Raw genomic sequence first — 26,848 nt, 5'->3', positions numbered from 1 at the left:
CATGATCGGCCTGGTCGATTGCAACAGCTTTTACGTCAGCTGCGAGCGTGTCTTCCAGCCGCGGCTGCGCCGCCTCCCTGTCGGGGTGATGTCGAACAACGACGGCTGCGTCATCGCGCTCTCCAACGAGCTCAAGGCAACTGGCATCACAATGGGCACGCCGGCATTCGAGATCCAGCACCTGGCGCGCCAAGGCAGAATCCATCTCCTCTCGAGCAACTACGAACTCTACGGCGACATGAGCCAGCGCGTGCAGTCCGTGCTCGAGGAGTTCTCCCCCGGCGTTGAACCCTACTCCATCGACGAAATGTTCGTCCGCTTCGGTGGCTTCACCTCCGATCAGATGCTCGAGCATGCCCGGCAGCTCCATGACCGCGTCCGTCAATACACCGGAATCCCCGTCTGCGTCGGTGTCGCACCAACCCGAACCCTCGCCAAATTTGCGAACAGAGCAGCTAAAAAGATCCCTGCCTACCGCGGTGTGTGTGTACTCCAAGCCGATAGCGCCGAAACCAAAGCTCTACTCCAGCGCTTCGAGCTGGGCGATTTATGGGGCGTTGGCCGGCGGCTGGTGGAGCGGCTCGCTATTATCGGCATCCGCACCGGCTGGGACCTCGCCCAGGCCGACCCCAAGCGCATCCGCCAGCAATTTAGCGTCACGCTCGAGCGCACCGCCCTGGAGCTGCGCGGTATCAGCTGCATCGAGATGAACGACTTCCATGAGCCCCGGCAGCGCATCATGACCAGCCGCAGCTTCGGCAAGCTGACCGACAACGTCGGAGAGATCCGCGAAGCCATGCGACAGCACGGCCAACGCGGCGCCGAAAAGCTGCGTAGCCAGGGCAGCCTTGCCCGCGCAGTGCTGGTGTTCCTCAAGACCAACCCGTTCCGGCAGGACCTGCCGCAGTACACACCCAGCGCCGTGCTCGAACTGCCCCGGCCCACCGATGACAGCCGCGAGATTCTTCACGCAGCCGGCCAGGCCCTTCAGCGCATCTACCGCAAGGGTTATCTCTTTCAGAAAGGAGGCGTAATGCTGCTCGACCTGGTTGACGCCAGCCGGCAGCAGCTCTCTCTGCTCGACACGCCGCAGAGCGACACCGACAGGCAGCGCAGTGCCAAGCTGATGAACGTGATAGATGACCTGAACCGCACGATGGGGCGTGGCACCGTCAAGCTCGGCACGCCGAGCCCAGGAGCGGCGTGGCATTTGCGCTGCGCGAATCTGACCCAGCGATACACCACACGATGGGGTGAGTTGCCTGTGGCAAAGAGCCAGTGATGACTGCCGCCAACCTGCGATCCTACACTATGCTCGACAGCAGGTAGCTTCAGTGGAGGGCATTATGGACAAGGCCGTCATCGACGCAATCCGGAAAAAAGAGCAGTTGCCTGACAGCATGTCGGATTGCGAAATCGCCAAGGAATACAAAGGCACGTACACCGCCGCCAGGGCTGCCGTGAACCTGGAGCACAAGCTGCCTGACCAGATCCTCGCGGATGCCATGCGCAAGGTGTTTCCTTTCATGCGGAAGAAGAAATGAGGTCGGCCAGGCAGGTTTGATGCGTTGCGCCTCATTCACGGACCAGCTCAACCAGGGCCGCCCAAGGAGTGGCCTTCCTTAGGAACAAATTCCCGCTGCAGGCGCTTGATGCGTTGCTCGCCGCCGAATCGCCACGCGCACTGCGGCTGCAGAGCGGAACGGGCACTCTACTCTGGGCGCGCTGCTCCTTCTTGCGTACAATGGCCGGCCATCTCATCTCCTGCTCCCTGTCGCTCGACGGCGCGCGTCCCGGCGTTGCTGTGCGAGCTGTAAGCGCTTCGTTACCCAGATGTTACCGCAGGAGTTGGTCAGGCGATATGAGGTGGATCAAATGGTAATATCGGCGACACCTGGAGGCCATAGATGAGCAATATGACTGGACATGACCCGCTGGCACGGGCGCGCCGGTTTTCTGTGGCCCCCATGATGGATTGGACGACCCGCGACTACCGCGCCTTCGCCCGCACCCTGACTCGCCACGCCCTGCTCTATACCGAGATGGTGACCACCGGCGCGATCCTGCACGGCAGCCCGCGCGAGCGCTTCCTCGGCTATGACGAGGTCGAGCATCCCCTGGCGCTGCAGCTGGGCGGCAGCGACCCGGGCGAGCTGGCCGAGTGCGCGGCGATTGCCGAGGCGTGGGGCTATGACGAAGTGAACCTCAACGTCGGCTGCCCCAGCGACCGTGTGCAGAACAATATGATCGGCGCCTGCTTGATGGGCCACCCCGAGAAGGTCGCGGTGGCGGTGCGGGCCATGCGTGAGGCGGTAAGCATTCCGGTGACAGTGAAGTGCCGCATCGGTATCGATGACCAGGACGAGGACGCCGACCTGGAGCGCTTCATCGCCCAGGTGGCGGACGCCGGCTGCGAGACGTTCATCGTACATGCGCGCAAGGCCTGGCTGCAGGGGCTCTCGCCCAAGGAGAATCGCGACATCCCGCCGCTGAACTACCCGCGGGTGCATCGCCTCAAGGCCAGCCGGCCCGAGCTGCACATCGGCATCAATGGCGGCATCAAGACGCTGGAGGAGTGTCGCGAGCAGCTAAGCCACGTGGATAGCGTCATGGTCGGCCGCGAGGCCTACCAGAACCCCTGGCTGCTGGCCGGCATTGACCAGGCGCTCTACGGCGAGCCCGGGCCGGCCGTGAGCCGGCATGCGGCCGCCCGTGCCTTCCGCCCCTACATCGCCCGTCGCCTCGAGGAAGGCGCCAAGCTCAACCATGTCACCCGTCACCTGCTGGGCCTGTTCCAGGGCCAGCCGGGCGGGCGCCGCTTCCGTCGCCACCTGTCGGAGAACGGCCACCTCGACGGCGCCTGCCTGCGAGTGTTCGACGATGCGCTGAGCCTGGTGCCGGAAAGAAGCGAGCACGAGACCGAACCCCGCCTCGCCGAAGCCTGATCAATAGAGCGGGTCGGGCGGCGGTTCGAGGCTGGAATGGAAGTCCTCGATCGCGCTCTCGGCCTCTTCGATGGCATCGAAGCGGGCGATATGGAACAGCGCCTCGCCTTCGTTGGCCAGCGGCAGCCGGCTCATGCCGATCACGATGCCATCGGCCATGGCCTTGACGCAGGCCTCGGCGTTGCCGAAGGGATCGGCCACCTTACCCAGCACATCGCCCTTGGTCACCCGCGCCCCGAGGCGCACCTTGGGCCGCAGGATGCCGTCGATCGGTGCCCGCGCCCAGCTCGAACCGTTGGCCAGTTCCGCCGCCGGCGGCGGGCGGCGGCGATGCTCTCCCGCCAGCATTCCCAACCGGCGCATCACCCTGAGCACGCCGCGAACCCCCGGTGTAATCGCCCACTCGTCGAAGCGCAGCGCCTCCCCGGCCTCATAGGTCAGTACCGGAATGCCACGGCTCTGGGCGTAGTGGCGCAGGCTACCCTCGCGCAGTTCGGCATTGAGGATGACCGGCGCGCCGAAGGCGTTGGCCATGCGCTCGGTCTCGCTGCCGGGGCTGAGCTGGGCACGGATCTGCGGCAGGTTGGTGCGGTGGATGGCCCCGGTATGCAGGTCGATGATATGCGTTGCGTGATCGACGATCTGCTCGCGAAACAGCGCCGCCACCCGGGCTCCCAGCGAGCCCGATTCACTGCCGGGAAAGCAGCGATTGAGATCGCGACGGTCCGGCAGGTAGCGGCTGTGCTGCATGAAGCCGAAGACGTTGACGATGGGCACGGCGATCAGGGTGCCATTGAGCCCCTGGATCTGCTTCGAGCGCATCAGCCGGCGTACGATCTCAACGCTGTTGATCTCATCGCCGTGTATGCCGCCGCAAACCAGCATGACAGGCCCTTGGCGGCGGCCGTGCACCACCTCGACGGGAATATGCAGCGGTGCATGGGTGTAGAGTCGCGCCACCGGCACGTCGACCTGAAGGCGGCTACCGGGCTTGATCTTGGCGCCGTTGAGCTCAAAAGATGCGCGGGGCATGGCCTTTTCCGAAGCGGAACAGTGTTCGATCCGTTATACAGGGCCACTGCGTGGAATACGAGGGATAGGCTTAGGTGGCGTCATACTATGAAGCATGACATACATATACGAATGTAAGCGTGTCATCCTTGGGTTAGAATGACAAAAACATAGCAGTACAGGACCGAGGAGAACCGCCCCACCATGGCCCGACGTACCAAGGCAGAAGCCGCCGCCACACGCGAAGCCCTGCTCGATGCCGCCGAGGCTGTCTTCCTCGAACGTGGCGTGGCCCGCACCTCGCTGGAGCAGATCGCCCGCGAGGCCGGCATGACGCGCGGTGCCGTCTACTGGCACTTCAAGAACAAGGCCGACCTGTTCCGGGCCATGTTGCAACGGGTACGCATGCCGTTCGAAGAGCTGGTCGAGGAGATCGGCGACCCGGAACTCGCCAACAAGCCGCTGGAAGCCATCCGGCAGGCCTGCCAGAGCGGCTTCGCGCACCTCGAGCAGCCGCGCTATCGCCGTGTGCACGCCATCCTGATCCACCATTGCGAAACCTTTGCCGAGATCGACCCACTGGCGATGCAGAACGAGATGGCCGAAGACGCTTGTGGCGCCCTGCTCGGCTACTTCACCAGTGCCGCCCGCATGGGCCATCTACGTCAGGACCTTTCCCCGGAAGTGGCCGCCAGGCTGCTGCAGGCCATACTCGGTGGCCTGTTCCACGACTGGCTGCGCAATCACGACCAGTTCTCGCTGCGTGAGCGAGGCACGCAGCTCGTCGAGGCCCAACTGGAGCTGCTGCGCGCCGAGCATTGAGCGTTACAGTGGCGCCTCGGCCCCGCCATGGCTGACCCCGGCACGGCCGCGAGCCAACCGCAACCGGCACAAGTGCTCGCGCGCCTCGCAGTAACGGCTCTCCGCCACGCTGCGGTAGGCGCCCTCCTTCACTACGAACTTGACCAGTACCCGGCGCTCCCCGGGGCGGGGCATGTCACCTGCCTTGCCGTGCAGGCGTACCTCGCATGCGGGGTCGTTGGCCAGCGTGGCCGTGGTCCAGCCCTGTGCATCGGCTGCGGAACACACCTGGACGACTTCGCCCAGCAGGCAGCGCGGCTGCGATTGCGCCAACCGATGGAAACGGCGCTGCAGCGCATGGCATACGCTTGCCGCCAGGGGCGAGGCGAGAACGAAGGCCGCCCACAGCACCGCTACGCCCACGGGGATGCGAAACAGCCCCAGCGGCAACCAGCGCAGCACGGCCAGCTCGATCGCCAGAGTAATGGCAGCCGCCAACCCCAGCAGCACGCTGAGGGCAAAGGAAACCGGTACGCCGACGAAGCCCAACGCCACCATGGTGCTGGCCAGATGATCGCCCTTGAGGCTGTCGCGGGCGAACAATTCCAGCGGCGCCAGGCGCAGCAGCACCAATAGCCAATAGAACAGCACCAGTGGCAACAAGGCAGTGAAGACGACGACGGGAAAACTCAGGGCAATCTCACGCACGGCTTCCATGGCGGCCTCCTCGCGGTCAACGCTCGACTCACCTTCAGCCTAGCCCAAGCCGCTCTGACCAGGGCACGTTCCGATCATGAAAAAGGGCGCCACCTCTCGGCGACGCCCTGTGACCACACGGTGCGAATAGCCTGCCGCTCAGGTGTGCTCGTTCGCGGCCTCGTGCCGACCCCTCAGCCGCAGGCGCAGCCAGTCGGAGGCGCGAGCGATCACGGCGTAGAAGCTCGGCACGAAGAGGCTGCCGAGCACCGCCACCGAGGCCATGCCCATCGCTACCGTCGTGCCGATGTGGTGGCTGCTGACGTCGCTCGCCCCGCTGGCAAGCGCCAGCGGCAGCGTACCGAAGATGAACGCCAGCGAGGTCATCACGATCGGCCGGAAGCGCAGCTCTGCCGCGGTGATGGCCGCCTCGCGGATCGACTTGCCCTGCTCCTTGCGCTGCAGCTCGGCGAACTCGACGATCAGGATGGCGTTCTTGGCGGCCAGCCCCACCACCACCAGCATGCCGATCTCCACGTAAACGCTGGTATCGAGCCCGCGCAGCACGATACCGCCGATACCGCCGAGGAAGGCGAAGGGCGTTGCCGTGAGCACCGCCAGCGGCAGTGACCAGCTCTCGTACTGCGCCGCCAGGATCAGGAACACCATCAGGATGCCGAAGACGATGGCCAGCGTCGCGGTATTGCCTAGCTGGCTCTCCTGGTAGGCGGTACCGGTCCAGCCCATACCCCAGCCACCGCCGAGGGTCTCCTCGACGATCTCCTCCATGGCGGCGATCGCCTGGCCGGAGCTGTAGCCCGGTGCAGGGCCGCCCTGGAACTGCGCCCCCAGGTAGACACCGAAGCGCGACACCACCGCCGGCTTGGCCTGGCGTTCCAGCGTGACGAACTCCGACAGCGGAATCCGCTCGCCGTTGCCGCCACGAACGTAGACGCTGCTGACGTCGTCAGGGGTCCTGCGAAACTCATCCTCGTTCTGCAGGTAGACCTGAAAGTTGCGGTTCTGATAGCTGAAGAAGTTGACGAAGCCGTTGCCGAAGGTATTCGACAGGGTTGCGTTCAGGTCCTCCAGCGCCACGCCGTAGCTCAGCGCCTTCTGCTGGTCGATCTCGGCACGATAGCCCGGCACGTTGACGTTGAAGGTAGTGAACACCCGCTGCAGGGCGGGGTGCTGGTTGGCCGCCTGCATCACCTTAACCGAAGCCCGGAACAGCTCCTGCGGAGAGGCACCCTCGAAGGACTGCAGGTAGCCTTCGAAGCCCCCCGTGGTGGAGAGTCCCATGATCGGCGGCACATTGAATGCCATGGCCGAACCGCCGGGAATCTGGGCTCCCAGCTGCATTACCCGCCCCACCAGCTCGGTAGCGGTCAGCTCACGTTCGTCCCAGAGTTCCATGTTGATGAACATGATCCCCCGCGCGGTGTTGACCGAGCTCGAGAGGATGTCGTAACCGGCCACGGCGGTGGAATACCGCACTCCGGGCACTTCCTCGATGCGCGAGCTGAGCTCGTCCATGTAACTCTGGGTGCGCGCCAGGGAGGCAGAATCGGGCAACTGGACGCTGGCCAGCACGATGCCCTGGTCGGTCTCGGGCACCAGGGTCGAGGGAGCGACCTGATAGAGCCACCAGGAGGCGCCGATGATCAGCCCCGTGAACAATAGCGCCAGCCCCCAGAAGCGCACCAGCACCTTGACCGCCCACATGTAGGCGGCGGTAACGCCGGCAAACAGGCGGTCGAACAGCCGCAGCGGCGTGTTGAGCGCCCGCATCAGCTTGGATCGTCCCACGCCCTTGGGTTTGTGTTTGATGAAGATGGCCGAGAGCGCCGGGGTAAAGGTCAGCGCCATCAGTGCCGAGAAGGCCACCGAGACGGCCACCGTGATGGCGAACTGCTGATAGATCTGTCCGGTGAAGCCCCCCAGGAAAGCCACCGGCACGAACACCGCCGCCATGATCAGCGACGTGGCGATAACCGGGCCACCCACCTCCCGCATGGCGCGGATGGTGGCCTGGGTCACGGTGATCTCGTCGTCCTCGCTGAGCACGCGCTCGACGTTCTCCACCACCAGGATGGCGTCGTCGACCACGATGCCGATGGAGAGCACCAGGGCGAACAGCGTCAGCAGATTGATCGAGAAGCCGAACAGGTAGAAACCGGCGAAGGTGGCCAGTACCGAGACCGGCACCACCGACATGGCGATCACCGTGAAGCGCCAGTTCTGCAGGAAAATGAAAAGGATCACCCCGACGATCAGGAAAGCTTCGATGAAGACGCTGGTGACGGTATCCACTGAAGCGCCAATGAAGAGCGTGGTGTCGTAGGGCACCACGTATTCGAGCCCGGGAGGAAAGCGCGTTTCCAGGTCGGCCATGGTCGCCTGCACCGCCCGTGCCGTCTCCAGCGCATTGGCGCCCGGCTGCTGGTTGATGATGATCGGCGTCATGGTGGCGCCGTTCAGCCGCGCCTGCACGCCATAGTAGGAGGCGCCCAGCTCGATGCGCGCCACGTCGTCCAGGCGCAGAGCCGAGCCGTCGGGGTTGGTGCGCAAGAAGATGTTGCGGAAGTCCTCGACGTCGTTGAGTCGCCCGCCGGCGGTGATGGTATAGGTGAACGCACGCGGATCGCGCTGCGGCGTGGCCGCCAGATTGCCTGCCGGCACCTCGGTATTCTGAGCGCGAATGGCCCGTGCCACTTCGGTGGGGGTCAGGTCGTACTGGGCCAGCTTGTCGGGGTCCATCCACACGCGCATGGCGAACTCGCCGCCGCCCAGCACCGAGGCCTCGCCCACGCCGGGCACTTGGCGCAGCTCGTCGAGGATGTTCAGCGTGGCGTAGTTCTGCATGAAGACATTGCTGTAGTCTCCCTGCGGCGAGATCAGCGCCACCAGCATCAGGATCGAACTGGAGCGCAACTCCACCGTCACGCCCTGGGCCTGTACCGCCTCGGGCAGGCGCGATAGCGCCCCCTGTACCCGGTTGTTGACGTTGATGGTGTTGATATCACCCTCGGTGCCGATGTCGAACGCCACGTTCAGGCTCATGGAGCCGTTGTCGGCGCTGGTCGAGGTCATGTAGAGCATGTCCTCGACACCGTTGATCGCTTCGGCCAGCGGGGCCGCCACGGTCTGGGCGACCGTTTCCGCATCGGCCCCGGGGAACTGCGCCTCCACCGACACCGTGGGCGGCACCACGCTGGGATACTGCTCGATGGGCAGCACTCGCATGCTGACCACCCCCATTACGGTGAGGATGATCGCCAGCACCGTGGCGAAGATCGGCCGCCTGATGAAGAAATTGGAGAAATTCATGCGTCGTCCTCGCCGCCTTCAGCGGCTTCCCCCTCCGGCGTGGCCTCGGCGGGTTCCCCTTCCTGCACGGCCTTTGCAGCCTGGCGCTCGGCCTCGGCTTCAGCCTGCTCAGCTTCCTCGACCAGCACCTGCGCATTGCCCTCGAAGGGCTGCGGGTCGATGGGCGTGCCGGGTTCAATGCCGGCCGGATCGCCCACCACTACCCGCTCGCCGGGCTCCAGCCCGCCGCGGATGATCTGCCAAGGGCCCGCTACCTCCCCCAGCTCCACGGTACGGGCGCGCGCCGTGTCGTCTTCATCGAGCACGAACACCTGCGGCCCCATCAGGCCCTGGGACACGGCAATCTCGGGCACCGCCAGCACGCCGAAGCGCTTGAGTCCCTCGAGGCTGATGCGTGCGAATTGACCTGGCAGCACCCGGGTATCGGGGTTGGGAAAAGTGGCACTGGCCTGGACTGTGCTGGTGCGCTCATCCACCCGCGAACCCAGGAAATCGAGCCGCCCTTCCAGGCTTCGGGTGGCCGCCCCGCTGCCACCGGGAACGTTCAGGGTGGCGCGAAACGGTTCACCCTCCTGGCTCCGCAGTTGCTGACGCAGTTCGAGGGCGTCGCGCTGCGGCAACTGGAAGCGCACCTCCAGCGGATCCAGCGGTGTGATGGTTGCCAGTACCGAGCCGGGGCTGACCAGGTTGCCGACGTTGATCTGCGCCAGGCCGATCACGCCCGATACCGGCGCGGTGACCTCGGCGTATTCGAGATCGATGCGCGAACTCGCCAGCGCCGCCTCGGCCTGGGCCACGGCAGCACGCGCCACTCCCAGCTCCGCGCGCGCCTGGTCGACCTGCTGCTGGCTCACCGAGTTCTGATTCAACAGGCGTTCGAAGCGCTGGGCGTCGCGCTGGGCACGGGACAGTTCAGCCTGGGCGCTTTGCAGGTTGGCCTCGTTCTGATTCACCGCCGCCTGATAGACGTCCGGCTCGATGGAGAAGAGACGCTGTCCTCTCTCGACCTGTTCGCCGGGCTCGAAGTGGCGCTTCTCGAGGTTGCCCGTGATACGAGCCACGAGGGTGACCTCGTCGTCGCTACGCAGCAACGACGGGTAGGATTTCTCCAACGCGATATCCTGGCGCTCGATCGCCACGACCTCGACGGGATGCGGTGGACGCTCCTGAGCGGCCTGCTGCTGTTGCGCCTGCGGATTTTCCTCCTGACCGCAGGCGGCCAGCAACAGACCGACGACCGAGGCCATCGAGACCGCCCGGCCGAATCGAAATGCTCTTTTCATGATTTGCGTCGTTCCCGTTGTACGTCAAAGGTCGACGAATTTTACATTCATGCATGTATGGATGTAAATCGAACAAGCTCAGTCGCTACGCGGGCGGCTGCGCACGATACGCCCCTCGGGGTGGATTTCCACCCGGCCCCCACTGCCGGAACCCACCACGTCGTCGCGCCATATCTCGCCGCGCTCGCGCGTAACTACCGGGGCGGGGCGAGGCGGTACGGTCGGTGCCGGGGCATGGCCCCAGTTGCGGTAGGGATCGAATAATGCCGGGGGCAGCTCGATGACGAACGAGGGATCCTGCCGCCTGAGCCGGCGCCAGTGCTCGCGCTGCCAGGCGAAGGGCTGAAAGACTGGCTGCCAGGCAGGAGACAGCGGTACATGGCGCGACTCACCCGGCTCGGCCCAGGCAGGCACGCTCACGGCAAGCCAGGCCGCCAGCGCCAAGATGCAAACACGCACCCGATCGGCTCCCGTTGGCTGCTTCATGGCGTTGCCCTCCCAGATTGTTTCGTCTATCGGTTAGGCCGGCCGGCCAGGCTTCAAGTATAGGTAGGCCGAAGCGCGGGGCTAGCCAACCCACCGCCGAGAAACATCGCTCGGAAGCCCTTTGCTCAGAGCCGGTAGCTCAGCGAAAGTGCGCCATGAACGGTACTTCCCTCCTGCTCCTCGAATTCCCGGCTGCGCCAAACGTGCGCTACGCTGACCTCCCACTTTTCCCAGGTCAGCGCCAACCCCAGCACGGCGTCACCGACCAGCTCACGGCGGTCGACGGAGTGGCTGTCGCGCACGGTGTTGCCGTCCAGCAGCAGATTGTGCGCCACGTAGCGTCCCTGTAGGGCGGCAAAGAGATGCCAGCCGCCGCCGGGCGATGTCGCGACCTGCCGGTAGCCGCCCTGCTCGACCCCTAGGGAGGGCCAGCCCATGACGTTATCCAAGCCTTTGCCGAGGCGCAGGCCATAACCCGCCCCTGCCTGGACGAGGAGGTTGCCGAGCGAGGCCGAGAGCCCCGGCCCGTGCTGCATCTCGAGCGGTCCCAGCGACTGGCGGTGCCACCAGTGGCGTCGGTAGGAAGCGTTGAGGACGGGTTCGTTGCCCAACTGGTGGGCCCAGCCGCGAGGCCGCTGGCTTTCGACGAAGCGATGCACTTCGCGCTGGACGCTGTCGGCCGCCGTGACCGGCCCGACCACGCCGATATCGAGCTGAAGCGCCTCTTCACTCTGCCAGGCGCCTTGCAAGGGCTGCCGGCCATACAGGGCAAGCCCGCCCAGTACCAGGCCGGCGTATGGGCGATCGTCTTCAATGAGGTCACGCCGCTTGACTTCCACCGGCGTATACATGCGATAGCTCAGGTGATAGCTCAGCGCATCGACCCGGCTCAGCCAGCCGTCCGGGAGGCCCTCGGCGATTCGCTGGCTCCAATGTTCCGAGGCTACCGAACGGGTCCAGATGAGTTCGAGGCCGGCCGTATAGTTGTCGTCGTCGCTGCTGAACATGCCATCGTTGTCCATCTGCAGCGTGACGGCGCCCGGGTCTGCCATGGCCGGCGCCACCCAACCAACGATTCCTGCAGCAACGATGCTGCCAATGATTCTTCGCATGATGTCTCTCTTCCATGAGTGAACAAACATACTTGAGTGTATGTAGCGAGCTTGGGGTGGGCAAGTGCATTCAAACGAACTTTTGAATGAATAGTTGTCGCGTCAGTGCTGCTCGAGGGTGACCACCGCCCGCTCGACGCCACTCCGATAACCGCCCCCGAACAAGAGCAGATGATTGAGCAATGGGTAGAGCTGGAACAGCGCCTCTCGCCGCGGCCAGTCATGCGGAGCATCGCCATCCCAGTAGGCATCGAAGAAAGCATCGCCGGGCGAGCCGAACAGCGTCAGCATGGCCAGGTCCACTTCGGGATAGTGGCGGTACACTGCCGGATCGATGACGGCTGGTCCTAGCGGGGTATGCAGTACGTTGCCCGACCACAAGTCGCCATGCAGCAGGCTTGCCGGCACGTCGGGCAGCCACTCTTCCAGGGCCTGCGCCAGGGCCTCGATGCGGCTGCGCAGCCGGCCATCCAGCAGTCCTCGCTCGTGGCAGGCCCGGGCTAGCGGCAGCAGGCGTCGATCGCGCTGAAAGGCTCGCCCGTCAGCGAGCGGCGCATTGGGCTGGGGCGTGCTCCCGCAAGCGTTGTCCCGCGGCCAGCCATGCTCGGCTGAGGTATGCGCATGCAACTGGCGAAGCCCCTCGCCCAAGGCCGTGGCAGAGCGCTGCGAGCGAGAACCTGTCTCGAGCGCCTCCATGACCAGCCAGCCGTCGCCCAGCGCCAGGACGCTTGGCACCAGTAGCGAACTCCCGGCCTGGCGCAAGGCATTCAGACCATCCGCTTCGCCCGTCAATCGCTCGGCATCGTCATGCTTGACCACGACCGCCCCCTGGGACGTTTCCAGCCGATAGACGGCGGCGATATCGCCGCCCCCGAGCGGATGCATTTCACCGACGGGCGAGAGTCCTTGCACTTCCAGCAATGTGGAAAGTGCTCGGTCCATGGTTTCCTCCTTGGCCACCCAAAGCGACTGTCATATAAACCATGCCATGCCCTCGCGCCATGCCCAAGTGCCTACGAAAATGCCACCCCCGAGGGGTGGCAAGGCGGACACGTCGATGATTTCCCTATCACTCGGGCAGCAGCACGCTATCGATGACATGGATGACGCCGTTGCTTGCCTCGATGTCGGCCTGGATCACGCTGGCGTCGTTGACCATCACGCTGCCGTCCATGGTGGTGACGGTGATGTCCTGCCCCTGAACGGTCGTGGCGCTGTCCAGCCCCATCGCATCCTCGGCCATCACTTTGCCCGCCACGACGTGATAGGTCAGCACCGCCTGGAGCTGTTCGCGATTCTCGGGTTCGAGCAAGCTCTCCACGGTGCCTTCGGGCAAGGCGGCAAAGGCCTCATCCGTTGGAGCGAAGACAGTGAAGGGACCGTCGCCCTTGAGCGTTTCGACCAGACCTGCCGCATCCAGCGCAGCCGCCAGGGTCTCGAACTGACCGGCCGCCACGGCGGTATCGACGATATCCTTAGCCCCACCGTGGTTGTCAGCCTGCACGGCGCCCGCCAAGGTGACACCCAGCATGCCAGCTCCCACCCAACCGATGGCCACTCGTTGCAACATTTTCATCTGTACGTACCTCATGGGGGTGAACGATGAGGGCTCGCGTCGATCTGACCAAACCCTGTACACAATCTATATTCTGTACAAAATCTGGACAAGTTTTTTTTTGCGCACTTCGGTAGGTATTTTTCTGAGCGGCGAGACGTATCATGGGAGGAGCCATGCATTACAGGAGAGGAAACGATGCACAAGCTTGCCTTCTACGTTCCGCTCGAGGATGCCGAAACGGTCAAGGAAGCCGTGTTCGCCAGCGGGGCCGGGCGCATCGGCGACTACGAGGCGTGCTGCTTCGAGACCCGGGGCACCGGCCAGTTTCGTCCGCTGGACGGCGCCAACCCACACATCGGCCAAGTTGGCGATCTGGAAAGAGTCGAGGAAGTGAAGGTCGAGCTGGTCTGCGAGGACCAGCTCATACGCGATGCCGTCACCGCGCTGCGCGCAGCTCACCCCTACGAAGAGCCGGCCTTCGACGTGTGGCGGCTGGAAGCCTTCTAAGCCTGGGCGTCAGCCCAGCCGCTCTGCGATGCGCTGTTCGAGCTGATCCTGATCCTCGGCGAAGCGGCGGATGCCCTCGGCCAGCTTGTCGTTGGCCATGGCGTCCTGGTTGTGCTGCCAGCGGAACCGTGCCTCGCTGAGCGGTACCGGGCGCTCGCCGGGGGACGGGAACACGACCCGCGTTTCGACGTCGCCCTTCTCGCCCGCCAGCTCCTCGAGCAGCGTCGGCGAGATCGTCAGCCGATGGCAACCGGCCAGTGCCAGCACCTGGCCCGTCGTGCGGAAGCTTGCCCCCATCACTACGGTATCGAAGCCGCCGCTCCCGGCACGCTCGCAAACGCCGCGGACGAACAGCACGCCCGGGTCCTCGTCGGAGTCGTACTCCTTGCCGGTCTCTTTCTTGTACCAATCCGTGACTCGGCCCACAAACGGCGAGATCAGGTAGACGCCAGCATCGAAACAGGCCTGGGCCTGGGCATCGCTGAACAGCAGCGTAAGGTTGCAGTTGATGCCCTCCCGCTCGAGTCGCTCGGCGGCGCGAATGCCCTCCCAGGTGGAAGCCAGCTTGATCAGTACCCGCTCGCGGCCGACGCCACGGCGCTCGTACAGTTCGATGAGCTCGAAGGCCTTGCGCACGCTCGCCTCGGTGTCGAAGGAGAGCTTGGCGGCCACCTCGGTCGAGACCCGTCCGGGTACCAATTTGGTGATTTCCGCGCCCTTGGCCACGGCCAGGCGATCCACGGCGCGCTCGACGCGCGTCGGCAAGTCGCCACCTTCGGCCTTGACCGCGACAAGCTCCTCATCGATCAGCGCCTGGTAGCCTGGTAGCCTGGCAGATCGAAGGCCTTGAGCAGCAAGGAGGGATTGGTGGTGGCATCCTGGGGCCGGTAGCGCTGGATGGCATCGAGATCACCGGTATCGGCGACCACCAGCGAATGGCGCCGAAGATTGTCGAGTCGAGTCGTCATGGAGCTTCTCCGTGGGCTGCGGTTGAGAATGGAGTGGGTTCAGGTCGGAATGCCGTGATGTCCGTTCAGCGCCTCGCGATAGCGGGCATAAACCGCTTCGTAAGCCTGAACATTCGACTCAACGGGCTCGGTCAGCGAGTGTGTATCGAGATGCACCAGGCGATCGCAAAGCGCGGCCAGCGAGAGGTCTGCGCGCTCACACCAGGCCGCCTGCAACGCAGCCCCCAGCGCCGCGGCATCGGTCACTTGTGGGCAGATCACCTGGGTCGCGGTCACGTCGGCCACTATCTGGCGCCATAGCGGGCTGTTGGCGCCACCGCCGATGAGCCGTATCTGGTTCGCTCCGGCGGCCAGCGGCCCGAGCAGTTCGAGACCGTAGCGCAGGCCGAAGGTCGCGCTCTCCACCACCGCCCGACACAGGTTGGCCTGGGTCAGGTTGCGGCTGTCGAGTCCCAGGAAACTGGCCGTGGCGTGCGGCAGCGCCGGCACGCGTTCGCCGTTGAAGAACGGCAGTACCGTCACCCCCTCGGCGCCGATCGGCGCCGCGGCAAGGCGCTCGCCGAAGGCCGCCAGGTCGAGGGCGAACAGCTCGCGCACCAGGGTGCTGGCCGACGTGACGTTCATGGTGCAGATCAGCGGCAACCAGCCGCCATGGCTGGCGCAGAAGTTGGCGACCATGTCGCTCTCGGCGCGCACCGGCTCGGGCGAGTAGGCACATACGGTGCCCGAGGTGCCAAGGCTAAGGGTGACGATGCCAGGCACGATATTGCCGGTGCCGATGGCGCCGAGCATGTTGTCTCCACCGCCGCTGGCGACGACTATGTTCGGCGACAGCCCCAGCTCACGGGCCACTTCCAGGCGCAGCATGCCGGCAGGTTCGCGGTAGTCAATCAGCCGCGGCAGCACGCGCTCGGGGTCGAGCTCCGGGGCGATTTCGGCGAAGACGTCGTGACGCCACCGGCGGCTGCGCGTATCGAAGTAGCCGGTACCCGACGCATCGCCCGCCTCCGCCACCTTCTCGCCGGTGAGCCAGAAGTTGAGATAGTCGTGGGGCAGCAGGATGGCATCGATGCGTCGATAGGCCTCGGGATTGGTTTCTCGCAGCCAGGCGATCTTGGAGGCGGTGTAACCGGTCTGAAGCACCAACCCGAGCCGCTCGAGGCAGCCCGCCGGACCGCCGAGGCGCTGGACCAGAGCGGCGTTGTGCACCGCCGTCTCGGTGTCGCACCACAGCTTGGCCGGATGCACCGGCCGGCCCGCGGCGTCGAGTGCCACCATGCCGTGCTGCTGGCCGGAAACGCCGATGGCGCGGATCGCGTGGCGCTCGATGCCGGCCCGATTCACGGCCTCCTCGAACGCACCGCGGAAGGCTGCGATCCATTCGTCGGGCTCCTGCTCGCGGCGCCCGTTCTCGCCTTCCTCCAGGTGATGTGGACGACTCGCCTCGCCGAGGATCGCCTCGCCGTCGATGTCGACCACCACCACCTTAGTACTCTGGGTGCCACAATCCACCCCGATATACATTACTCCGCTCCTTGTACTTGCTCCCCGGTCAGGGCTTCAAGGGTAGCGCGCGCGCCACGTTCGTGCAGGCTCTTCAAGGCAGCCAGATAAGCTTCGCGAAAACGCTCGTGCTCGGCCAGGTCGCCGAACAGCTCACGATTGTCAATGAATGTGGTGGGCTGCGCACGGTTGGCGGCGGCAAGCGCCATCAGTTCGTTCTTGAGCCGGTCGACTACCGCGATGGGTTCGCCCTGCTCGTCGACGCCCTCGGCGTAGCGCGCCCAGCTCGCAACGACGCCGGCGCTGCGGTGGATCTCGCCACCGCTTGCGAGCTGTTCCCGAATCACCGGCACCAGCCACTTGGGGATGCGATCGGAGCTCTCGGCGCACAGCCGCGCCAGCGTGTCCTTGATCTCGGGATTGGCAAAGCGCTCGATCAGGGTCAGGCGGTACTGCTCGAGATCCACGCCCGGCACCGGCGACAGGGTGGGGCTGCCCTCACGCCGCATGTAGCCGAGCAGGAAATCGACGAACAGCGGGTCACGGCACACCTCATGCGCATAACGATAGCCGGCCAGGGTGCCGAAGTAGCACAGCGCCTGGTGGCTGGCGTTGAGCAGGCGCAGCTTCATCAGTTCATAGGGTTCGACATCCTCGACGACCTGGACGCCGGCCTGCTCCAGGGGCGGCCTGCCGCTGACAAAGCGATCCTCCAGCACCCACTGGGAGAAAGGCTCGCATACCACCGGCCAGGCATCCTCGACGCCGAATTCATGCATCAGTTCCTCGATATCCGCCGGCTGGGTCACCGGTGTGATGCGATCGACCATGGCATTGGGAAACGGCACCTCGACCTCCAGCCAGGCGCCGAGTTCGGTATCGCGCGCTCGAGCGAAGGCGGAAAACATACGCCTGGCCACCTCACCGTTGCCCTGGATATTGTCGCAGGACATGATCGTGAACGGCGCCAGGCCGCGCTCTCGCCGCCGTACCAGCGCCTCGACCACCAAACCGAAGGCCGTGCGCGGCGTATCGGGATAGCCGAGATCGTGGCGCACGTCGGGATTGTCGAGGTCAAACTTGCCGCTGACGGGATGAAAGTTGTAACCCCCTTCGGTCACGGTCAGCGAGACGATGCGAATGGCGGGGTCGGCCATGCGCTCGATGACGGCCTCGGGGTCGTCGGGAGCGAACAGATAATCGAGCATGGCACCGATCACCCGCGGTTCGCGCTCGCCGCTAGGGTGCTTCACCACCAGCGTGTAGAGATGATCCTGAGCCGCCAGGGCTTCCTGCATGCGACGGTCGCCGGTCATCACGCCGACGCCGACGATGCCCCAGTCGAGCGCCTGGCCACAGTTCATCAGCTCATCGAGGTACATGGCCTGGTGGGCGCGATGAAAGCCACCGACGCCGATATGCACGATGCCCGGCGTCAGCGCCTGGCGGTCATAGCGCGGCATGGCAATGCGCGGGTCGAGTCGAGTGAGCGTGGCGTTGCTGAGGGCAGGCATAAGGGCACTCCTTGCCGCAGGCGGCAATGAACGAGAAATGATGTATGGCTACGGCAGCGTGACGCGGCCTAGCGCCAGTAGAGGTCCGGCGCGACAGATTCGCGCTTGATCAGTCGGGCATTGGGCATGTCCTTGTGGCGCGCCTTGTCGACGGCGCCCTGCTGCTCCTGGCCCATCCCCAACCAGCGCTGGATCAGCCGCGCCTCGAGCACGTCGTCGGCCACCTCGAGGAACAGCGTCATGTCGAACAGGGCGTGCAGCTCACGCCAGGGGTCGCGGTCGAGCAACAGGTAGTTGCCCTCGACGATGACGAGGCGGTGCTCGAGGGTGATCAAGCGACCGCCGGCCCGGGCCAGGTCCAGCGGTCGGTCGAACACTGGTACCGCCACGGCTCTGTCGGTGCGGCGAATGCGCTCCAGGTCGTGCTTCAAGCCATCGGGATCGAAGGTCTCCGGCGCGCCCTTGATCGGCAGCTGACCCAGCGGCTCGAGGATGGCGTTGTCGAAGTGATAGCCATCCATCGGCACCACCGCGGCGATGCCGGGCTGCCGCTCGTTGAGTTCGCGGCACAGCCACTCGGAGAGAAACGACTTGCCCGCCCCCGGCGGCCCGGCCAGGGCGACGATGAAGCGCTGCCGATTCTCGGCGGCCTCCAGCAGACGCACCGCCATATCATGAATATTTGGATTCATTGTTGTTTCGCCTGGTAAAAAATCGCCGAGCGAGATGAAGCGCAAGGCGCACGGAGCACAGGAACCGGAGCACATGGGGTATATGTGAGGATACCGATGGTCCGACACTTCGGCACCGCGCAACGCAGCGATTCGCTCGCGCAGGCATTTTTCAGCTCATCCAGTTACCGCCGTCGACGTTTAGGGTCTGTGCGACGACATACTCGCTATCGTCCGAGGCGAGAAACACCGCCGCGCCGGCGTGATCCTCGGGTTTCCCCATGCGCCCGTAGGGCACCGCCTCGCCGACCAGGCGCTTCTTCTCGCCTAGCGGCCGGTTTTCATAACGGGCGAACAGCGCATCGACTTCTTCCCACATTGGCGTGTCGACCACGCCCGGCGCAATGCCATTGACGCGAATGCCGTAGCGGATCAGGTCCAGCGCGCACGACTGGGTCAGGCTGATCACCGCCGCCTTGGTAGCGCAGTAGGTGCTCACCAGCGCTTCGCCGCGACGTCCCGCCTGGGAGGCCATGTTGATGATTGCCCCCCCCTCGCCGTGGGCCACCATATGCCGGGCCACCGCCTGCAGGGTAAAGAAGAGGCCCTTGGTGTTGACGGCGAATTGGAGATCGAAGCTGGCTTCGCTGACCTCGAGCACCGGCGCCATGTCGAATACCGCGGCGTTGTTGACCAGGATGTCGATGGGCCCGAGATGCTCCGTCACTGCCTGAACCGTTGCCTCGATCGAATCGCGATCGCAGACGTCGAGACGTACCCCCATGACGCGATCGGCCCCCAAGTGACGCAAGCCCGCTACGGCCTCCTCCACCGCCGTCACGTCGATATCGGCCACGGCAACCCGCGCCCCCTCGGCGAGATAGCGCTCGGCAATGGCCAGGCCGATGCCGCGTGCGCCGCCGGTTATCACGGCCACCTTGTCTTGCAGTTTCATCTTGTATCTTCCTCGTTGGTTTCGCTCGTGGCCGCTTTCACGTCGTCACCGCGTCGTTCGCGCCACTGCTGGATCAGGGCCTCCAGGCCGTGCATGGCCGGCAGCACCCGCCATGCCCCCGCCCGGCGCAGCCGTTCGGCATGACCGTCTTCGACATGGCTGGCGCCGGTGAAGCCGATCACCGTCATGCCCGCTGCATGCGCCGCGGTAACGCCGGAGACGCTGTCCTCGACCACCAGGCAATCGCTCGGGGCTCGGCCCATCTGGCGTGCCGCCAACAGGTAGAGGTCGGGCGCCGGCTTGGGACGCTCGACCTCATCGGCGGTGAACAGCGGCACCTCACCCAGCCTGGCATCGAGCCCGGTGACGGCGAGCGACGCCAGGACCCGGCGGCGGCGGCTGTTGGAGACGATGGCCAGCGGCAACTCGATCCGAGCCAGCGTTTCCGCTACGCCTTCGACGGCGCGCAGCTCCTCGGCCAGGCGCGCCTCGATGGCGCTGTCGATGCGCTCCAGCGCGTTCGCCGGCAGCCGGTGCGAACTCTGCCGCTCCAACCGCTCAAGAATCGCCGCGGTGGTCATGCCCAGCGCCTGGCGCAAGGCGACGTCCTCGGAAATATCCGGCATCAGCAGGCCGAGTTGCTCCAGCAGCGTCGCTTCGGCGACGACCTCGCTGTCCACCAGCACGCCGTCGCAGTCGAAGATCAGCGTTTCCATGCCCACCCCGTTCATTGGCCGCTGGCCACGGACGGGGTACGGTTGTCCTGGCGGCTGAGCTCGGCCAGGGGGTGGCGTGACAGGCTGGGCAAGGCCAGGTCCTTGGCGTCGAACAGATGGGCACAGGCGCGATCGAAGCCGAAACGCAGGGTGTCGCCGACGCGGCTATCCACGTTGCCGTCGGCACTCACGGTGACCAGGGTGTCCTGCATGCGTACGTAGAGCGAGGTCACCCCGCCCAGGCGCTCGATCACCTCGAGGCGCCCCGAGAGCGGCCCATCGGGCTCGAGACGCAGATGCTCGGGGCGGATGCCCAGCGTCAGCGGGCCTGCGCCAAGGCCGCTACCATCGACCGGCACTCCGCAGGTCGCTCCGTCGGGCAGTCGCACCTCGACCCTTTCGGGCCCGGCATTGACGAGATCCACCTCCAGGAAATTCATCTTCGGCGAGCCGATGAAGCCAGCCACGAAACGGTTGCACGGATGATGGTAGAGCTCCATCGGCGAGCCCACCTGCTCGACCACGCCGCCCTGCAGCACGACGATCTTGTCGGCCATGGTCATGGCCTCGATCTGGTCGTGGGTGACGTAGATCATGGTGGCGTCGAGCTCTTCGTGCAGGCGCGCCAGCTCGATGCGCATCTGCACCCGCAGCGCCGCGTCGAGGTTGGAGAGCGGCTCGTCGAAAAGAAATATCTTGGGGTTGCGCACGATGGCGCGGCCGATCGCCACGCGCTGGCGCTGCCCGCCAGAAAGCGCCTTGGGTTTGCGCCCGAGCAGCGGTTCGAGCTGCAGGACCGATGCCGCCTCGCCCACCTTGCGCCGACGCTCCTCCTTCGGCACGCCGGCGAGTTTGAGGCTGAACCCCATGTTGTCCTCGACGGTCATGTGCGGGTAGAGCGCATAGCTCTGGAACACCATGGCCAGGCCGCGCTCGGCCGGCCCTACGTCGTTGATGCGCCGGCCGTCGATCATGATGTCACCCGAGGAGGCGCTCTCGAGACCGGCGATCATACGCAGCAGGGTCGACTTGCCGCAGCCGGAGGGGCCGACGAAGACCACGAACTCGCGGTCGTTGACCTCCAGATCGACGCCCTTGATCACCTGGGTGTCGTCGAACTGCTTGATGATATTGTTGAGTTGTAGCGTTGCCATGGGAAACCTCTTACTTGACGGCGCCGAAGGTGAGACCGCGTACCATCTGCTTCTGGGTCAGCCAACCGAAGACCAGGATCGGCGCGATGGCCATGGTGGAAGCGGCAGAGAGCTTGGCCCAGAACAGCCCCTCGGGGCTCGAGAAGGAAGCAATGTAGGCAGTGAGCGGAGCGGCGCTGGATGAGGTCAGGTTGAGGCTCCAGAACGCCTCGTTCCAGCTCAGGATCACCGACAGCAGCCCAGTGGAGGCAATGCCGGGAAGCGTCAGCGGCAGCAGCAGATAGATCACCTCCTGGAAGGTACTCGCGCCGTCCATGCGCCCCGCCTCGAGAATGTCCCGCGGCAAATCCTTGAAGAAGGTGTAGAGCATCCACACCACGATCGGCAGGTTCATCAGGGTGTAGACGATGATCAGCCCGGTGCGGGTGTCGAGCAGGCCGAAGTCGCGAAAGAGCAAGTAGATCGGCACCAGCACGCCCACCGGCGGCAGCATCTTGGTGGAGAGCATCCACAGCAGCGTGCCCTTGGTGCGCTTGGTGGGCAGGAACGCCATGGCGTATGCCGAGGGAATGGCGATGGCCAGCGCCAGCAGGGTCGAGCCGAAGGCCACCACCACGCTGTTCATGGCGAACTTGAAGTAGTCGGCACGGGCCTGAACGGCGATATAGCTTTCGAGCGTCGGCGAGAAGATCAGGCTGGGGTCGGCGATCGCCTCGGCCTCGGTCTTGAAGCCGGTCAGCACCATCCACAGGATGGGAAAGAAGATGATCAGGGCAATGCCCCAGCCCAGCAGTGTCAGCCATACCCGGCGAGAACCGGCGCTGGGTACCAGCGGGGTGTGGCGGGCGCGCGTCGCGGTGTCCGCGGAGGCACTTGCCAGTTGGCCATCTGCCGGTAGGGCCTGCTTGGTCTTGAGTGTGGTCATGAGCGGCTCCTCGCCTCAGTTTTCCAGGTTCTTGGCCACCAGCCGGACCAGGAAGATGGCGACGATGTTGGCCAGGACGATGGCGACCACCCCGCCGGCGGAGGCCAGGCCGACGTCGAAGTCGAGCAGCGCCTGGATGTAGATCAGGAACGCCAGGTTGGTGGTGGCGAGCCCCGGCCCACCGGAAGTGGTGACGTAGATCTCGGCGAAGATCGTCAGCAGGAAGATCATCTCGATCATGATCACCACGCTGATGGCGCGTTTCAGGTGCGGCAGGGTGATGTAGAAGAACACTGCGATGGGACCCGCTCCATCCATGCGCGCCGCCTCGACCTGATCATCGTCCAGGGACTGCATGGCGGTGAGCAGAATCAGCAGCGCGAACGGTAGCCACTGCCAGGCCACGATAATGATGATCGAGGTGAGCGGCAGCGACGAGAACCAGTCCACCGCCGGCAGGCCGAATAACTCGGCGACCCACGACAGTACCCCGTTGGAGGGGTGCATCATCATGTTCTTCCACACCAATGCGCTCACCGTGGGCATGACGAAGAACGGCGAGATGGCCAGCACCCGGGCGATGCCGCGGCCGGGAAACTCCTGCTGGAACAGTACGGCGAGCAGTACGCCGCCGCCCACGGTGATCACCAGCACCGAACCCACCAGCAGCAGGGTGTTGCCCATGGCGCGCCACAGTGCCGGGTCGGTAAACAGGTACTCGTAGTTCTCCAGGCCGGCGAAACCTTCCATGCCGGGCATCAGCAGGTTGTAGCGCTGCAGCGAGAACCATACGGTCATGCCCAGCGGGACCAGCATCCACAGCAGCAGCAGCGTGACCGCGGGAGCCTGCAGCGACAGCGAGCGCAGGCCTCCGACGGTACGCCCGGAGGCGCGTGTCTTGCTCATAGCATCACCACGTAACGTTGGGAATTGACCGCCGGGGCGTGACCCCGGCGGCAGGGCGAGTGCGTCGGATCAGTAGCCGGCGCGTTGCATGGTGCGCTCGGTGGCGCGCTGGGCGCTCTGCAGCGCCTGTTCGACGCTGGTATCGCCGGTCAGCGCCGAGGCGATGGTCTGGCCCACCTGGGTGCCGATCGACTGGAACTCCGGAATGCCCACGAACTGCACGCCGACATAGGGGCTCGGCTCCAGCGTCGAATCGGTGGGATCGGCGCTGTTGATCGCATCGAGTACGAATCCGGCGAAGGGCGCCTCGCGCTGGTAGTTCTCGTTCTCGTAGGTGGATTGACGGGTTCCCGGCGGCACGCTGGTCCAGCCCTCGGTTTCACCGACGAGTTCGATGTACTCCTGTGAGGTGGCCCAGGTCAGGAAAGCTTGTGCGGCGTCCTGCTTCTCCGACGTGGCGGGAATGGCCAGTGCCCACGACCACAACCAATGCGCCCCCTTGGGGGTCTCCGCCACCGGTGCCGGCGCAAAGCCGAGCCGATCGGCAACCTGCGATTCGGCCGGATTGTAGAGCTTGCCCGCCGCCGAGGTGGCATCGACCCACATCGCGCAATTGCCGCGCGAGAACAGCGCCAGGTTCTCATTGAAGCCGTTGGAGCTGGCTCCGGGCGGGCCGTAGTTGCCAAGCAGGTCGACGTAGAAACTGATGGCCTCCTGCCAGGCCTGGGAGTCGAGCTGGGGGTTCCACTCCTCGTCGAACCAGCGCCCGCCGAAGGTATTCACCAGGGTGGAGACGAATGCCATGTTTTCGCCCCAGCCCGGCTTGCCGCGCAGACAGATGCCGGCTAATTCGTTGTCGGGGTCATGGAGTTCGGCGGCCCACTCTCGCACCTGCTCCCAGGTCGGCTGCTCGGGCATCTCGAAGCCGGCTTCCTCGAACAGATCGGTGCGGTAGTAGAGCATCGAGCTTTCGGCGTAGAACGGCAGCGCATAGAGCTTGCCTTCGTAGCTCAGGCCATCGCGTACCGGCTGGAGCAGGTCGTCCTCTCGATAGGACGCGGGCAGATCTTCGAGCGCTGCCAGCCAGCCGCGCTCGGCCCAGATCGGTGCCTCGTAGGTACCGATGGTCATGACGTCGAACTGGCCGCCTTCGGTGGCGATGTCGGTGGTCAGGCGCTGGCGCAGCACGTTCTCCTCGAGCACCACCCAGTTGACCTCGATGTCCGGATGGGCCTCCTCGAAGGCCTCGGTCAGGCTCTGCATGATCACCATGTCGTTGTTGTTGACCGTGGCGACCGTAATGGTCTCGGCCTGTGCCGAGGTGGCAACGGCGGCTGCCAGGGCGGCTAGAGGAAAGGCGTAGGCGAGCTTCATGTCGGGCTCCTGTGTGCTGGGCTTGCCCCATCGGGGCACTTGTTATTGGTAGCCGGGAGTCGTTGTTTTGATCAATTTACTCAAGCAACGATCAAATGATCGACCGCGAGCCCAAAAAAAGCAAAGGCAATGCCCTTAGACTTTAGGCTATGCCTTCATTCTCGATGATGAAGCGCGCGGCACTCTCGTCGGTAATGAGCCCCTTGAGCCAGCCACCGCGCAGCGCGGCAAGAATGGCGGGGCCCTTGTCGCGCCCGCCGGCCAGCGCCACCAGGGTCTGGTTGCGGAACATGGTCAGCGGCAGGCTGGTGACGCGCCGGGTAATGGAACATTCGATCACTTGGCCGGACTGGTCGAGTGGCCAGCCGAGCAGCTCGCCCACCGCCTTGCGCGAAAGCAGCTCGTCGAGCTCGGCTTCGCTGATGAAGTGATCCTGGAACAGGGTGGCCTGACGGTCGATGCGACCCACGCCGATATAGGCGGCTTCGGCATCCTTGGCAATCTCGACGATGGCCTGGAACAAGCGCTGGCCGAGCATCGCCTCCTTCTCCTCCACCGAACCGGCCACCACCGGAGCCGGCAGCAGGAAGCGCTCGCCGCCGGTCTTGTCGGCCAGCACCATCACGCCGTCGTAGCGGTTGGCCGAGCCGTCGCGGGCGACGTTGCCCACCAGCGAGACGAAGCGGTGCTGGGGACGCTCGAGGCGGCTGAGCGCCTCCACCGTGGCGCGCACCGAACGCCCGGTGCCCAACGACAGGGTCAGCGGCTCGGAGCGCTCGATCAGCCTGGCTAGTCGCTCCGCTCCCGCCACGGCCAGGTAGTGGGCGCTACTGTCGGGAGCCTCGGGGTCGGCCGGCACCACGTCGCAGAACTCGAGTCCGAAGCGCTTGAGGATGGCATCCGACATCACCATGCAATTGGCAAGCGGATGGTCGATATGCACCTTGACCAACCCCTCCTGGCGCGCCAGGGCCAGCAGACGCTGAACGCCGGGGCGCGATACGCCTAGCTGGCTGGCGATCTCGTCCTGGGTGCGCCCGCCCACGTAGGAGAGCCAGGCGGCGCGTGCCGCCTGATCCAGTTTCAGCTCGAATTTATCCACGTTACCCGCTCCTTCTCGATTACCCGTCAGGCCGAGCCCCTCTCTTGCCACCCCAGTCAGGCCGAACCGAAGTAGCGCTCGCGATCCTCAGCGGTGATATCGCTGATGTGCAGCGGATAGTGGTCGTTGTCACGATCGGCATAGAAATGGCGCAGGGTGCGCTCGATGGTGGGGAAAGCCAGCTCATCCCAAGGAATCTCGTGCTCCTCGAACAGGGCCACCTCGAGGCTTTCCGGCCCGGCCGAGAAGCCGCTGGCGAGGTCGGCTCGAAAGATCATGTAGACTTGGTTGATGTGCGGCAGGTTGATCAGCGTGTAGAGGCCGTGGATTTCGACCTCGGCGCAGGCCTCCTCGCGGGTTTCTCGAGCAGCGGCCTCGACGGTGGTTTCGGCGTTCTCCATGAAGCCCGCCGGCAGGGTCCAGAAGCCCTTGCGTGGCGCAATCGCCCGGCGACAGAGCAGGATGCGCGTGCCGCTCACCGGCAGCGTGCCAGCGACGATGCGCGGGTTCTGGTAGTGAATCGAGCCGCAGGCATCGCACAGAAACCTGGGGCGATCATCTCCTGCCGGGATCGCAAAGCGCACGGTTTGGCCACAGTGGCTACAGAAGTTCATGGATCTCCCTGGCAGGCTTGACGTCGGCGAAGGCCCCCGGGTAGAAAAAACCAAACCCGATGGAAACTCCATGTTAGAGAAACTTCGTAAGCGCCTGCAAGCTCACGTACCCCGCCGCATGCGCCTCGCCATGCCTCAGGCCGCGGTATTGATGCCGATCGTCGACCGCCCCGAACCGACGCTGCTGTTCACCCGCCGGGCGGGGCATCTCAATACCCACAGCGGCCAGGTGGCCTTCCCCGGCGGCAAACGCGAGGACAACGACCGCGACCTGCTGGCCACCGCCCTGCGCGAATCGGAGGAAGAGATCGCCCTGCCGCCGGATCGTGTCGAGCTGCTCGGCCGGCTGTCGGACGTGATCTCGCTGCATGGCATCCTGGTCACGCCCTATGTCGGCCTGATCCCGCCAGACTTGCCGCTCACCCCCGACCCGACCGAACTGGACGCCATCTTCGAGGTTCCCCTCGAACTGTTTCTGCAGGATGCCCGTCACCACACCGACGTGATCCCGGTCGACGGCCGCTCCCACTACGTGCCCAGCTACCATACCCAGGGCCAAGTGATCTGGGGGCTCTCGGCGATGATGCTGGTGGAACTGCTGGCTGAGGGGTTCGAGTGCCCCATCAGCCTGTTCGATGAGCCGACAGGCGGTCGGCTATGCTATTTTCCCGAACGCCTGCTGCGCAGCTCGGAGACCGAGACGCGCGTGTCCTGAAC

General features: G+C 65.0%; 25 protein-coding genes and 1 pseudogene. 6 read left to right on the top strand and 20 right to left on the bottom strand.

Annotated features, from left to right (window positions below):
* Position 1: 1 nt before the first annotated feature.
* The 3 genes from HNO52_RS06610 to dusA all read left to right on the top strand — a co-directional run bounded on the left by HNO52_RS06610 (position 2) and on the right by dusA (position 2,945).
* A complete protein-coding gene (locus HNO52_RS06610) occupies positions 2-1,282 on the top strand; it encodes a Y-family DNA polymerase (RefSeq protein ID WP_197568381.1) in 1,281 nt (426 codons plus the stop codon).
* A gap of 64 nt (positions 1,283-1,346) precedes the next feature.
* Positions 1,347-1,544, top strand: a complete 198-nt coding sequence (locus HNO52_RS06605; protein ID WP_197568380.1) for a hypothetical protein — start codon at positions 1,347-1,349, stop codon at positions 1,542-1,544.
* Positions 1,545-1,916: 372 nt separating this feature from the next.
* Positions 1,917-2,945: a tRNA dihydrouridine(20/20a) synthase DusA gene (gene dusA / locus HNO52_RS06600; RefSeq protein ID WP_197569124.1), complete on the top strand. Its 1,029-nt coding sequence runs from the start codon at positions 1,917-1,919 to the stop codon at positions 2,943-2,945.
* Here the strand turns inward: dusA and HNO52_RS06595 are convergent, their stop codons facing one another.
* Positions 2,946-3,977, bottom strand: coding sequence for a succinylglutamate desuccinylase/aspartoacylase family protein (locus HNO52_RS06595; protein ID WP_197568379.1), 1,032 nt, complete (start codon positions 3,975-3,977; stop codon positions 2,946-2,948).
* Positions 3,978-4,160: 183 nt separating this feature from the next.
* Between HNO52_RS06595 and HNO52_RS06590 the strand changes: the two genes are divergently transcribed.
* On the top strand, positions 4,161-4,778 hold the full coding sequence (locus HNO52_RS06590) for a TetR family transcriptional regulator (RefSeq protein ID WP_197568378.1): 618 nt from the start codon (positions 4,161-4,163) through the stop codon (positions 4,776-4,778).
* Between the two features lie 3 nt (positions 4,779-4,781).
* On the opposite strand, the gene HNO52_RS06585 is transcribed toward HNO52_RS06590, so the two are convergent.
* The 7 genes from HNO52_RS06585 to HNO52_RS06555 all read right to left on the bottom strand — a co-directional run bounded on the left by HNO52_RS06585 (position 4,782) and on the right by HNO52_RS06555 (position 13,240).
* Positions 4,782-5,474: a hypothetical protein gene (locus HNO52_RS06585; protein WP_197568377.1), complete on the bottom strand. Its 693-nt coding sequence runs from the start codon at positions 5,472-5,474 to the stop codon at positions 4,782-4,784.
* Between the two features lie 138 nt (positions 5,475-5,612).
* A complete protein-coding gene (locus HNO52_RS06580; RefSeq protein ID WP_197568376.1) occupies positions 5,613-8,783 on the bottom strand; it encodes an efflux RND transporter permease subunit in 3,171 nt (1,056 codons plus the stop codon).
* Positions 8,780-10,066 carry an efflux RND transporter periplasmic adaptor subunit gene (locus HNO52_RS06575; RefSeq protein ID WP_232090619.1) on the bottom strand — a complete coding sequence of 429 codons (1,287 nt, stop codon included), beginning with the start codon at positions 10,064-10,066 and terminating at the stop codon, positions 8,780-8,782. Before HNO52_RS06575 ends, HNO52_RS06580 begins: the two co-directional genes overlap by 4 nt.
* A 78-nt stretch (positions 10,067-10,144) precedes the next feature.
* A complete protein-coding gene (locus HNO52_RS06570) occupies positions 10,145-10,552 on the bottom strand; it encodes a hypothetical protein (protein ID WP_197568375.1) in 408 nt (135 codons plus the stop codon).
* Positions 10,553-10,677: 125 nt separating this feature from the next.
* Entirely contained in the window at positions 10,678-11,664 is a 987-nt protein-coding gene (locus tag HNO52_RS06565) for a lipid A deacylase LpxR family protein (protein ID WP_197568374.1), read from the bottom strand.
* A gap of 102 nt (positions 11,665-11,766) precedes the next feature.
* Positions 11,767-12,606 carry a fructosamine kinase family protein gene (locus HNO52_RS06560; RefSeq protein WP_197568373.1) on the bottom strand — a complete coding sequence of 280 codons (840 nt, stop codon included), beginning with the start codon at positions 12,604-12,606 and terminating at the stop codon, positions 11,767-11,769.
* Between the two features lie 127 nt (positions 12,607-12,733).
* Entirely contained in the window at positions 12,734-13,240 is a 507-nt protein-coding gene (locus HNO52_RS06555; RefSeq protein ID WP_197568372.1) for a fasciclin domain-containing protein, read from the bottom strand.
* 177 nt (positions 13,241-13,417) lie between these two features.
* On the opposite strand from HNO52_RS06555, the gene HNO52_RS06550 reads away from it, so the two are divergent.
* Positions 13,418-13,729 carry a YqfO family protein gene (locus HNO52_RS06550; RefSeq protein WP_197568371.1) on the top strand — a complete coding sequence of 104 codons (312 nt, stop codon included), beginning with the start codon at positions 13,418-13,420 and terminating at the stop codon, positions 13,727-13,729.
* Positions 13,730-13,738: 9 nt separating this feature from the next.
* Here the strand turns inward: HNO52_RS06550 and tal are convergent.
* From tal to HNO52_RS06490, 12 genes and pseudogenes are all read right to left on the bottom strand, one after another.
* Positions 13,739-14,697 (bottom strand): annotated as a pseudogene (tal, locus tag HNO52_RS06545) (transaldolase).
* 39 nt (positions 14,698-14,736) lie between these two features.
* The gene (gene xylB, locus HNO52_RS06540) at positions 14,737-16,221 is read right to left on the bottom strand and encodes a xylulokinase (RefSeq protein WP_197568370.1); all 1,485 of its coding nucleotides are present in this window, start codon (positions 16,219-16,221) and stop codon (positions 14,737-14,739) included.
* Entirely contained in the window at positions 16,221-17,714 is a 1,494-nt protein-coding gene (locus HNO52_RS06535) for a mannitol dehydrogenase family protein (protein WP_197568369.1), read from the bottom strand. The genes xylB and HNO52_RS06535 overlap by 1 nt, the downstream gene beginning before the upstream one ends.
* Before the next feature lie 68 nt (positions 17,715-17,782).
* Entirely contained in the window at positions 17,783-18,406 is a 624-nt protein-coding gene (locus tag HNO52_RS06530; RefSeq protein ID WP_197568368.1) for a nucleoside triphosphate hydrolase, read from the bottom strand.
* A 151-nt stretch (positions 18,407-18,557) separates the two neighbouring features.
* Entirely contained in the window at positions 18,558-19,340 is a 783-nt protein-coding gene (locus HNO52_RS06525; protein WP_197568367.1) for an L-iditol 2-dehydrogenase, read from the bottom strand.
* Positions 19,337-20,056, bottom strand: a complete 720-nt coding sequence (locus HNO52_RS06520) for an HAD family hydrolase (protein WP_197568366.1) — start codon at positions 20,054-20,056, stop codon at positions 19,337-19,339. The genes HNO52_RS06525 and HNO52_RS06520 overlap by 4 nt, the downstream gene beginning before the upstream one ends.
* A gap of 11 nt (positions 20,057-20,067) precedes the next feature.
* A complete protein-coding gene (locus HNO52_RS06515) occupies positions 20,068-21,210 on the bottom strand; it encodes an ABC transporter ATP-binding protein (RefSeq protein WP_197568365.1) in 1,143 nt (380 codons plus the stop codon).
* A 10-nt stretch (positions 21,211-21,220) separates the two neighbouring features.
* The gene (locus tag HNO52_RS06510; RefSeq protein ID WP_197568364.1) at positions 21,221-22,135 is read right to left on the bottom strand and encodes a carbohydrate ABC transporter permease; all 915 of its coding nucleotides are present in this window, start codon (positions 22,133-22,135) and stop codon (positions 21,221-21,223) included.
* 15 nt (positions 22,136-22,150) lie between these two features.
* Complete coding sequence (locus HNO52_RS06505; RefSeq protein ID WP_197568363.1) at positions 22,151-23,041, bottom strand: carbohydrate ABC transporter permease; 891 nt, start codon at positions 23,039-23,041, stop codon at positions 22,151-22,153.
* A gap of 69 nt (positions 23,042-23,110) precedes the next feature.
* Entirely contained in the window at positions 23,111-24,415 is a 1,305-nt protein-coding gene (locus HNO52_RS06500; RefSeq protein ID WP_197568362.1) for an ABC transporter substrate-binding protein, read from the bottom strand.
* Positions 24,416-24,557: 142 nt separating this feature from the next.
* Complete coding sequence (locus HNO52_RS06495; protein WP_197568361.1) at positions 24,558-25,517, bottom strand: sugar-binding transcriptional regulator; 960 nt, start codon at positions 25,515-25,517, stop codon at positions 24,558-24,560.
* A 56-nt stretch (positions 25,518-25,573) separates the two neighbouring features.
* Positions 25,574-26,131, bottom strand: coding sequence for an NUDIX hydrolase (locus tag HNO52_RS06490; RefSeq protein WP_197568360.1), 558 nt, complete (start codon positions 26,129-26,131; stop codon positions 25,574-25,576).
* A gap of 70 nt (positions 26,132-26,201) precedes the next feature.
* Here HNO52_RS06490 and HNO52_RS06485 point away from each other — a divergent pair, with 70 nt between their 5' ends.
* On the top strand, positions 26,202-26,846 hold the full coding sequence (locus HNO52_RS06485; protein WP_197568359.1) for a CoA pyrophosphatase: 645 nt from the start codon (positions 26,202-26,204) through the stop codon (positions 26,844-26,846).
* Positions 26,847-26,848: the final 2 nt, after the last annotated feature.

The sequence above is a fragment of the Halomonas sp. MCCC 1A13316 genome (assembly GCF_014931605.1).
In the GTDB taxonomy this organism is placed as follows: Bacteria; Pseudomonadota; Gammaproteobacteria; order Pseudomonadales; family Halomonadaceae; genus Halomonas.
Note: the sequence above shows the minus strand (reverse complement) of the source record. Positions and strands in the feature narration are given on the sequence as shown.

Bases quoted from the DNA above. Each gene is read 5' to 3' on its own strand.
- HNO52_RS06565 (WP_197568374.1), bottom strand. From the start codon at position 11,664: ATGCGAAGAATCATTGGCAGCATCGTTGCTGCAGGAATCGTTGGTTGG.
- HNO52_RS06490 (WP_197568360.1), bottom strand. From the start codon at position 26,131: ATGAACTTCTGTAGCCACTGTGGCCAAACCGTGCGCTTTGCGATCCCG.
- HNO52_RS06570 (WP_197568375.1), bottom strand. From the start codon at position 10,552: ATGAAGCAGCCAACGGGAGCCGATCGGGTGCGTGTTTGCATCTTGGCG.
- HNO52_RS06525 (WP_197568367.1), bottom strand. From the start codon at position 19,340: ATGAAACTGCAAGACAAGGTGGCCGTGATAACCGGCGGCGCACGCGGC.
- HNO52_RS06520 (WP_197568366.1), bottom strand. From the start codon at position 20,056: ATGGAAACGCTGATCTTCGACTGCGACGGCGTGCTGGTGGACAGCGAG.
- HNO52_RS06530 (WP_197568368.1), bottom strand. From the start codon at position 18,406: ATGAATCCAAATATTCATGATATGGCGGTGCGTCTGCTGGAGGCCGCC.
- HNO52_RS06595 (WP_197568379.1), bottom strand. From the start codon at position 3,977: ATGCCCCGCGCATCTTTTGAGCTCAACGGCGCCAAGATCAAGCCCGGT.
- HNO52_RS06510 (WP_197568364.1), bottom strand. From the start codon at position 22,135: ATGACCACACTCAAGACCAAGCAGGCCCTACCGGCAGATGGCCAACTG.
- HNO52_RS06505 (WP_197568363.1), bottom strand. From the start codon at position 23,041: ATGAGCAAGACACGCGCCTCCGGGCGTACCGTCGGAGGCCTGCGCTCG.
- HNO52_RS06535 (WP_197568369.1), bottom strand. From the start codon at position 17,714: ATGCCTGCCCTCAGCAACGCCACGCTCACTCGACTCGACCCGCGCATT.
- HNO52_RS06590 (WP_197568378.1), top strand. From the start codon at position 4,161: ATGGCCCGACGTACCAAGGCAGAAGCCGCCGCCACACGCGAAGCCCTG.
- HNO52_RS06550 (WP_197568371.1), top strand. From the start codon at position 13,418: ATGCACAAGCTTGCCTTCTACGTTCCGCTCGAGGATGCCGAAACGGTC.
- HNO52_RS06575 (WP_232090619.1), bottom strand. From the start codon at position 10,066: ATGAAAAGAGCATTTCGATTCGGCCGGGCGGTCTCGATGGCCTCGGTC.
- HNO52_RS06580 (WP_197568376.1), bottom strand. From the start codon at position 8,783: ATGAATTTCTCCAATTTCTTCATCAGGCGGCCGATCTTCGCCACGGTG.
- HNO52_RS06610 (WP_197568381.1), top strand. From the start codon at position 2: ATGATCGGCCTGGTCGATTGCAACAGCTTTTACGTCAGCTGCGAGCGT.
- dusA (WP_197569124.1), top strand. From the start codon at position 1,917: ATGACTGGACATGACCCGCTGGCACGGGCGCGCCGGTTTTCTGTGGCC.
- HNO52_RS06555 (WP_197568372.1), bottom strand. From the start codon at position 13,240: ATGAAAATGTTGCAACGAGTGGCCATCGGTTGGGTGGGAGCTGGCATG.
- HNO52_RS06485 (WP_197568359.1), top strand. From the start codon at position 26,202: ATGTTAGAGAAACTTCGTAAGCGCCTGCAAGCTCACGTACCCCGCCGC.
- HNO52_RS06515 (WP_197568365.1), bottom strand. From the start codon at position 21,210: ATGGCAACGCTACAACTCAACAATATCATCAAGCAGTTCGACGACACC.
- HNO52_RS06605 (WP_197568380.1), top strand. From the start codon at position 1,347: ATGGACAAGGCCGTCATCGACGCAATCCGGAAAAAAGAGCAGTTGCCT.
- HNO52_RS06560 (WP_197568373.1), bottom strand. From the start codon at position 12,606: ATGGACCGAGCACTTTCCACATTGCTGGAAGTGCAAGGACTCTCGCCC.
- HNO52_RS06585 (WP_197568377.1), bottom strand. From the start codon at position 5,474: ATGGAAGCCGTGCGTGAGATTGCCCTGAGTTTTCCCGTCGTCGTCTTC.
- HNO52_RS06500 (WP_197568362.1), bottom strand. From the start codon at position 24,415: ATGAAGCTCGCCTACGCCTTTCCTCTAGCCGCCCTGGCAGCCGCCGTT.
- xylB (WP_197568370.1), bottom strand. From the start codon at position 16,221: ATGTATATCGGGGTGGATTGTGGCACCCAGAGTACTAAGGTGGTGGTG.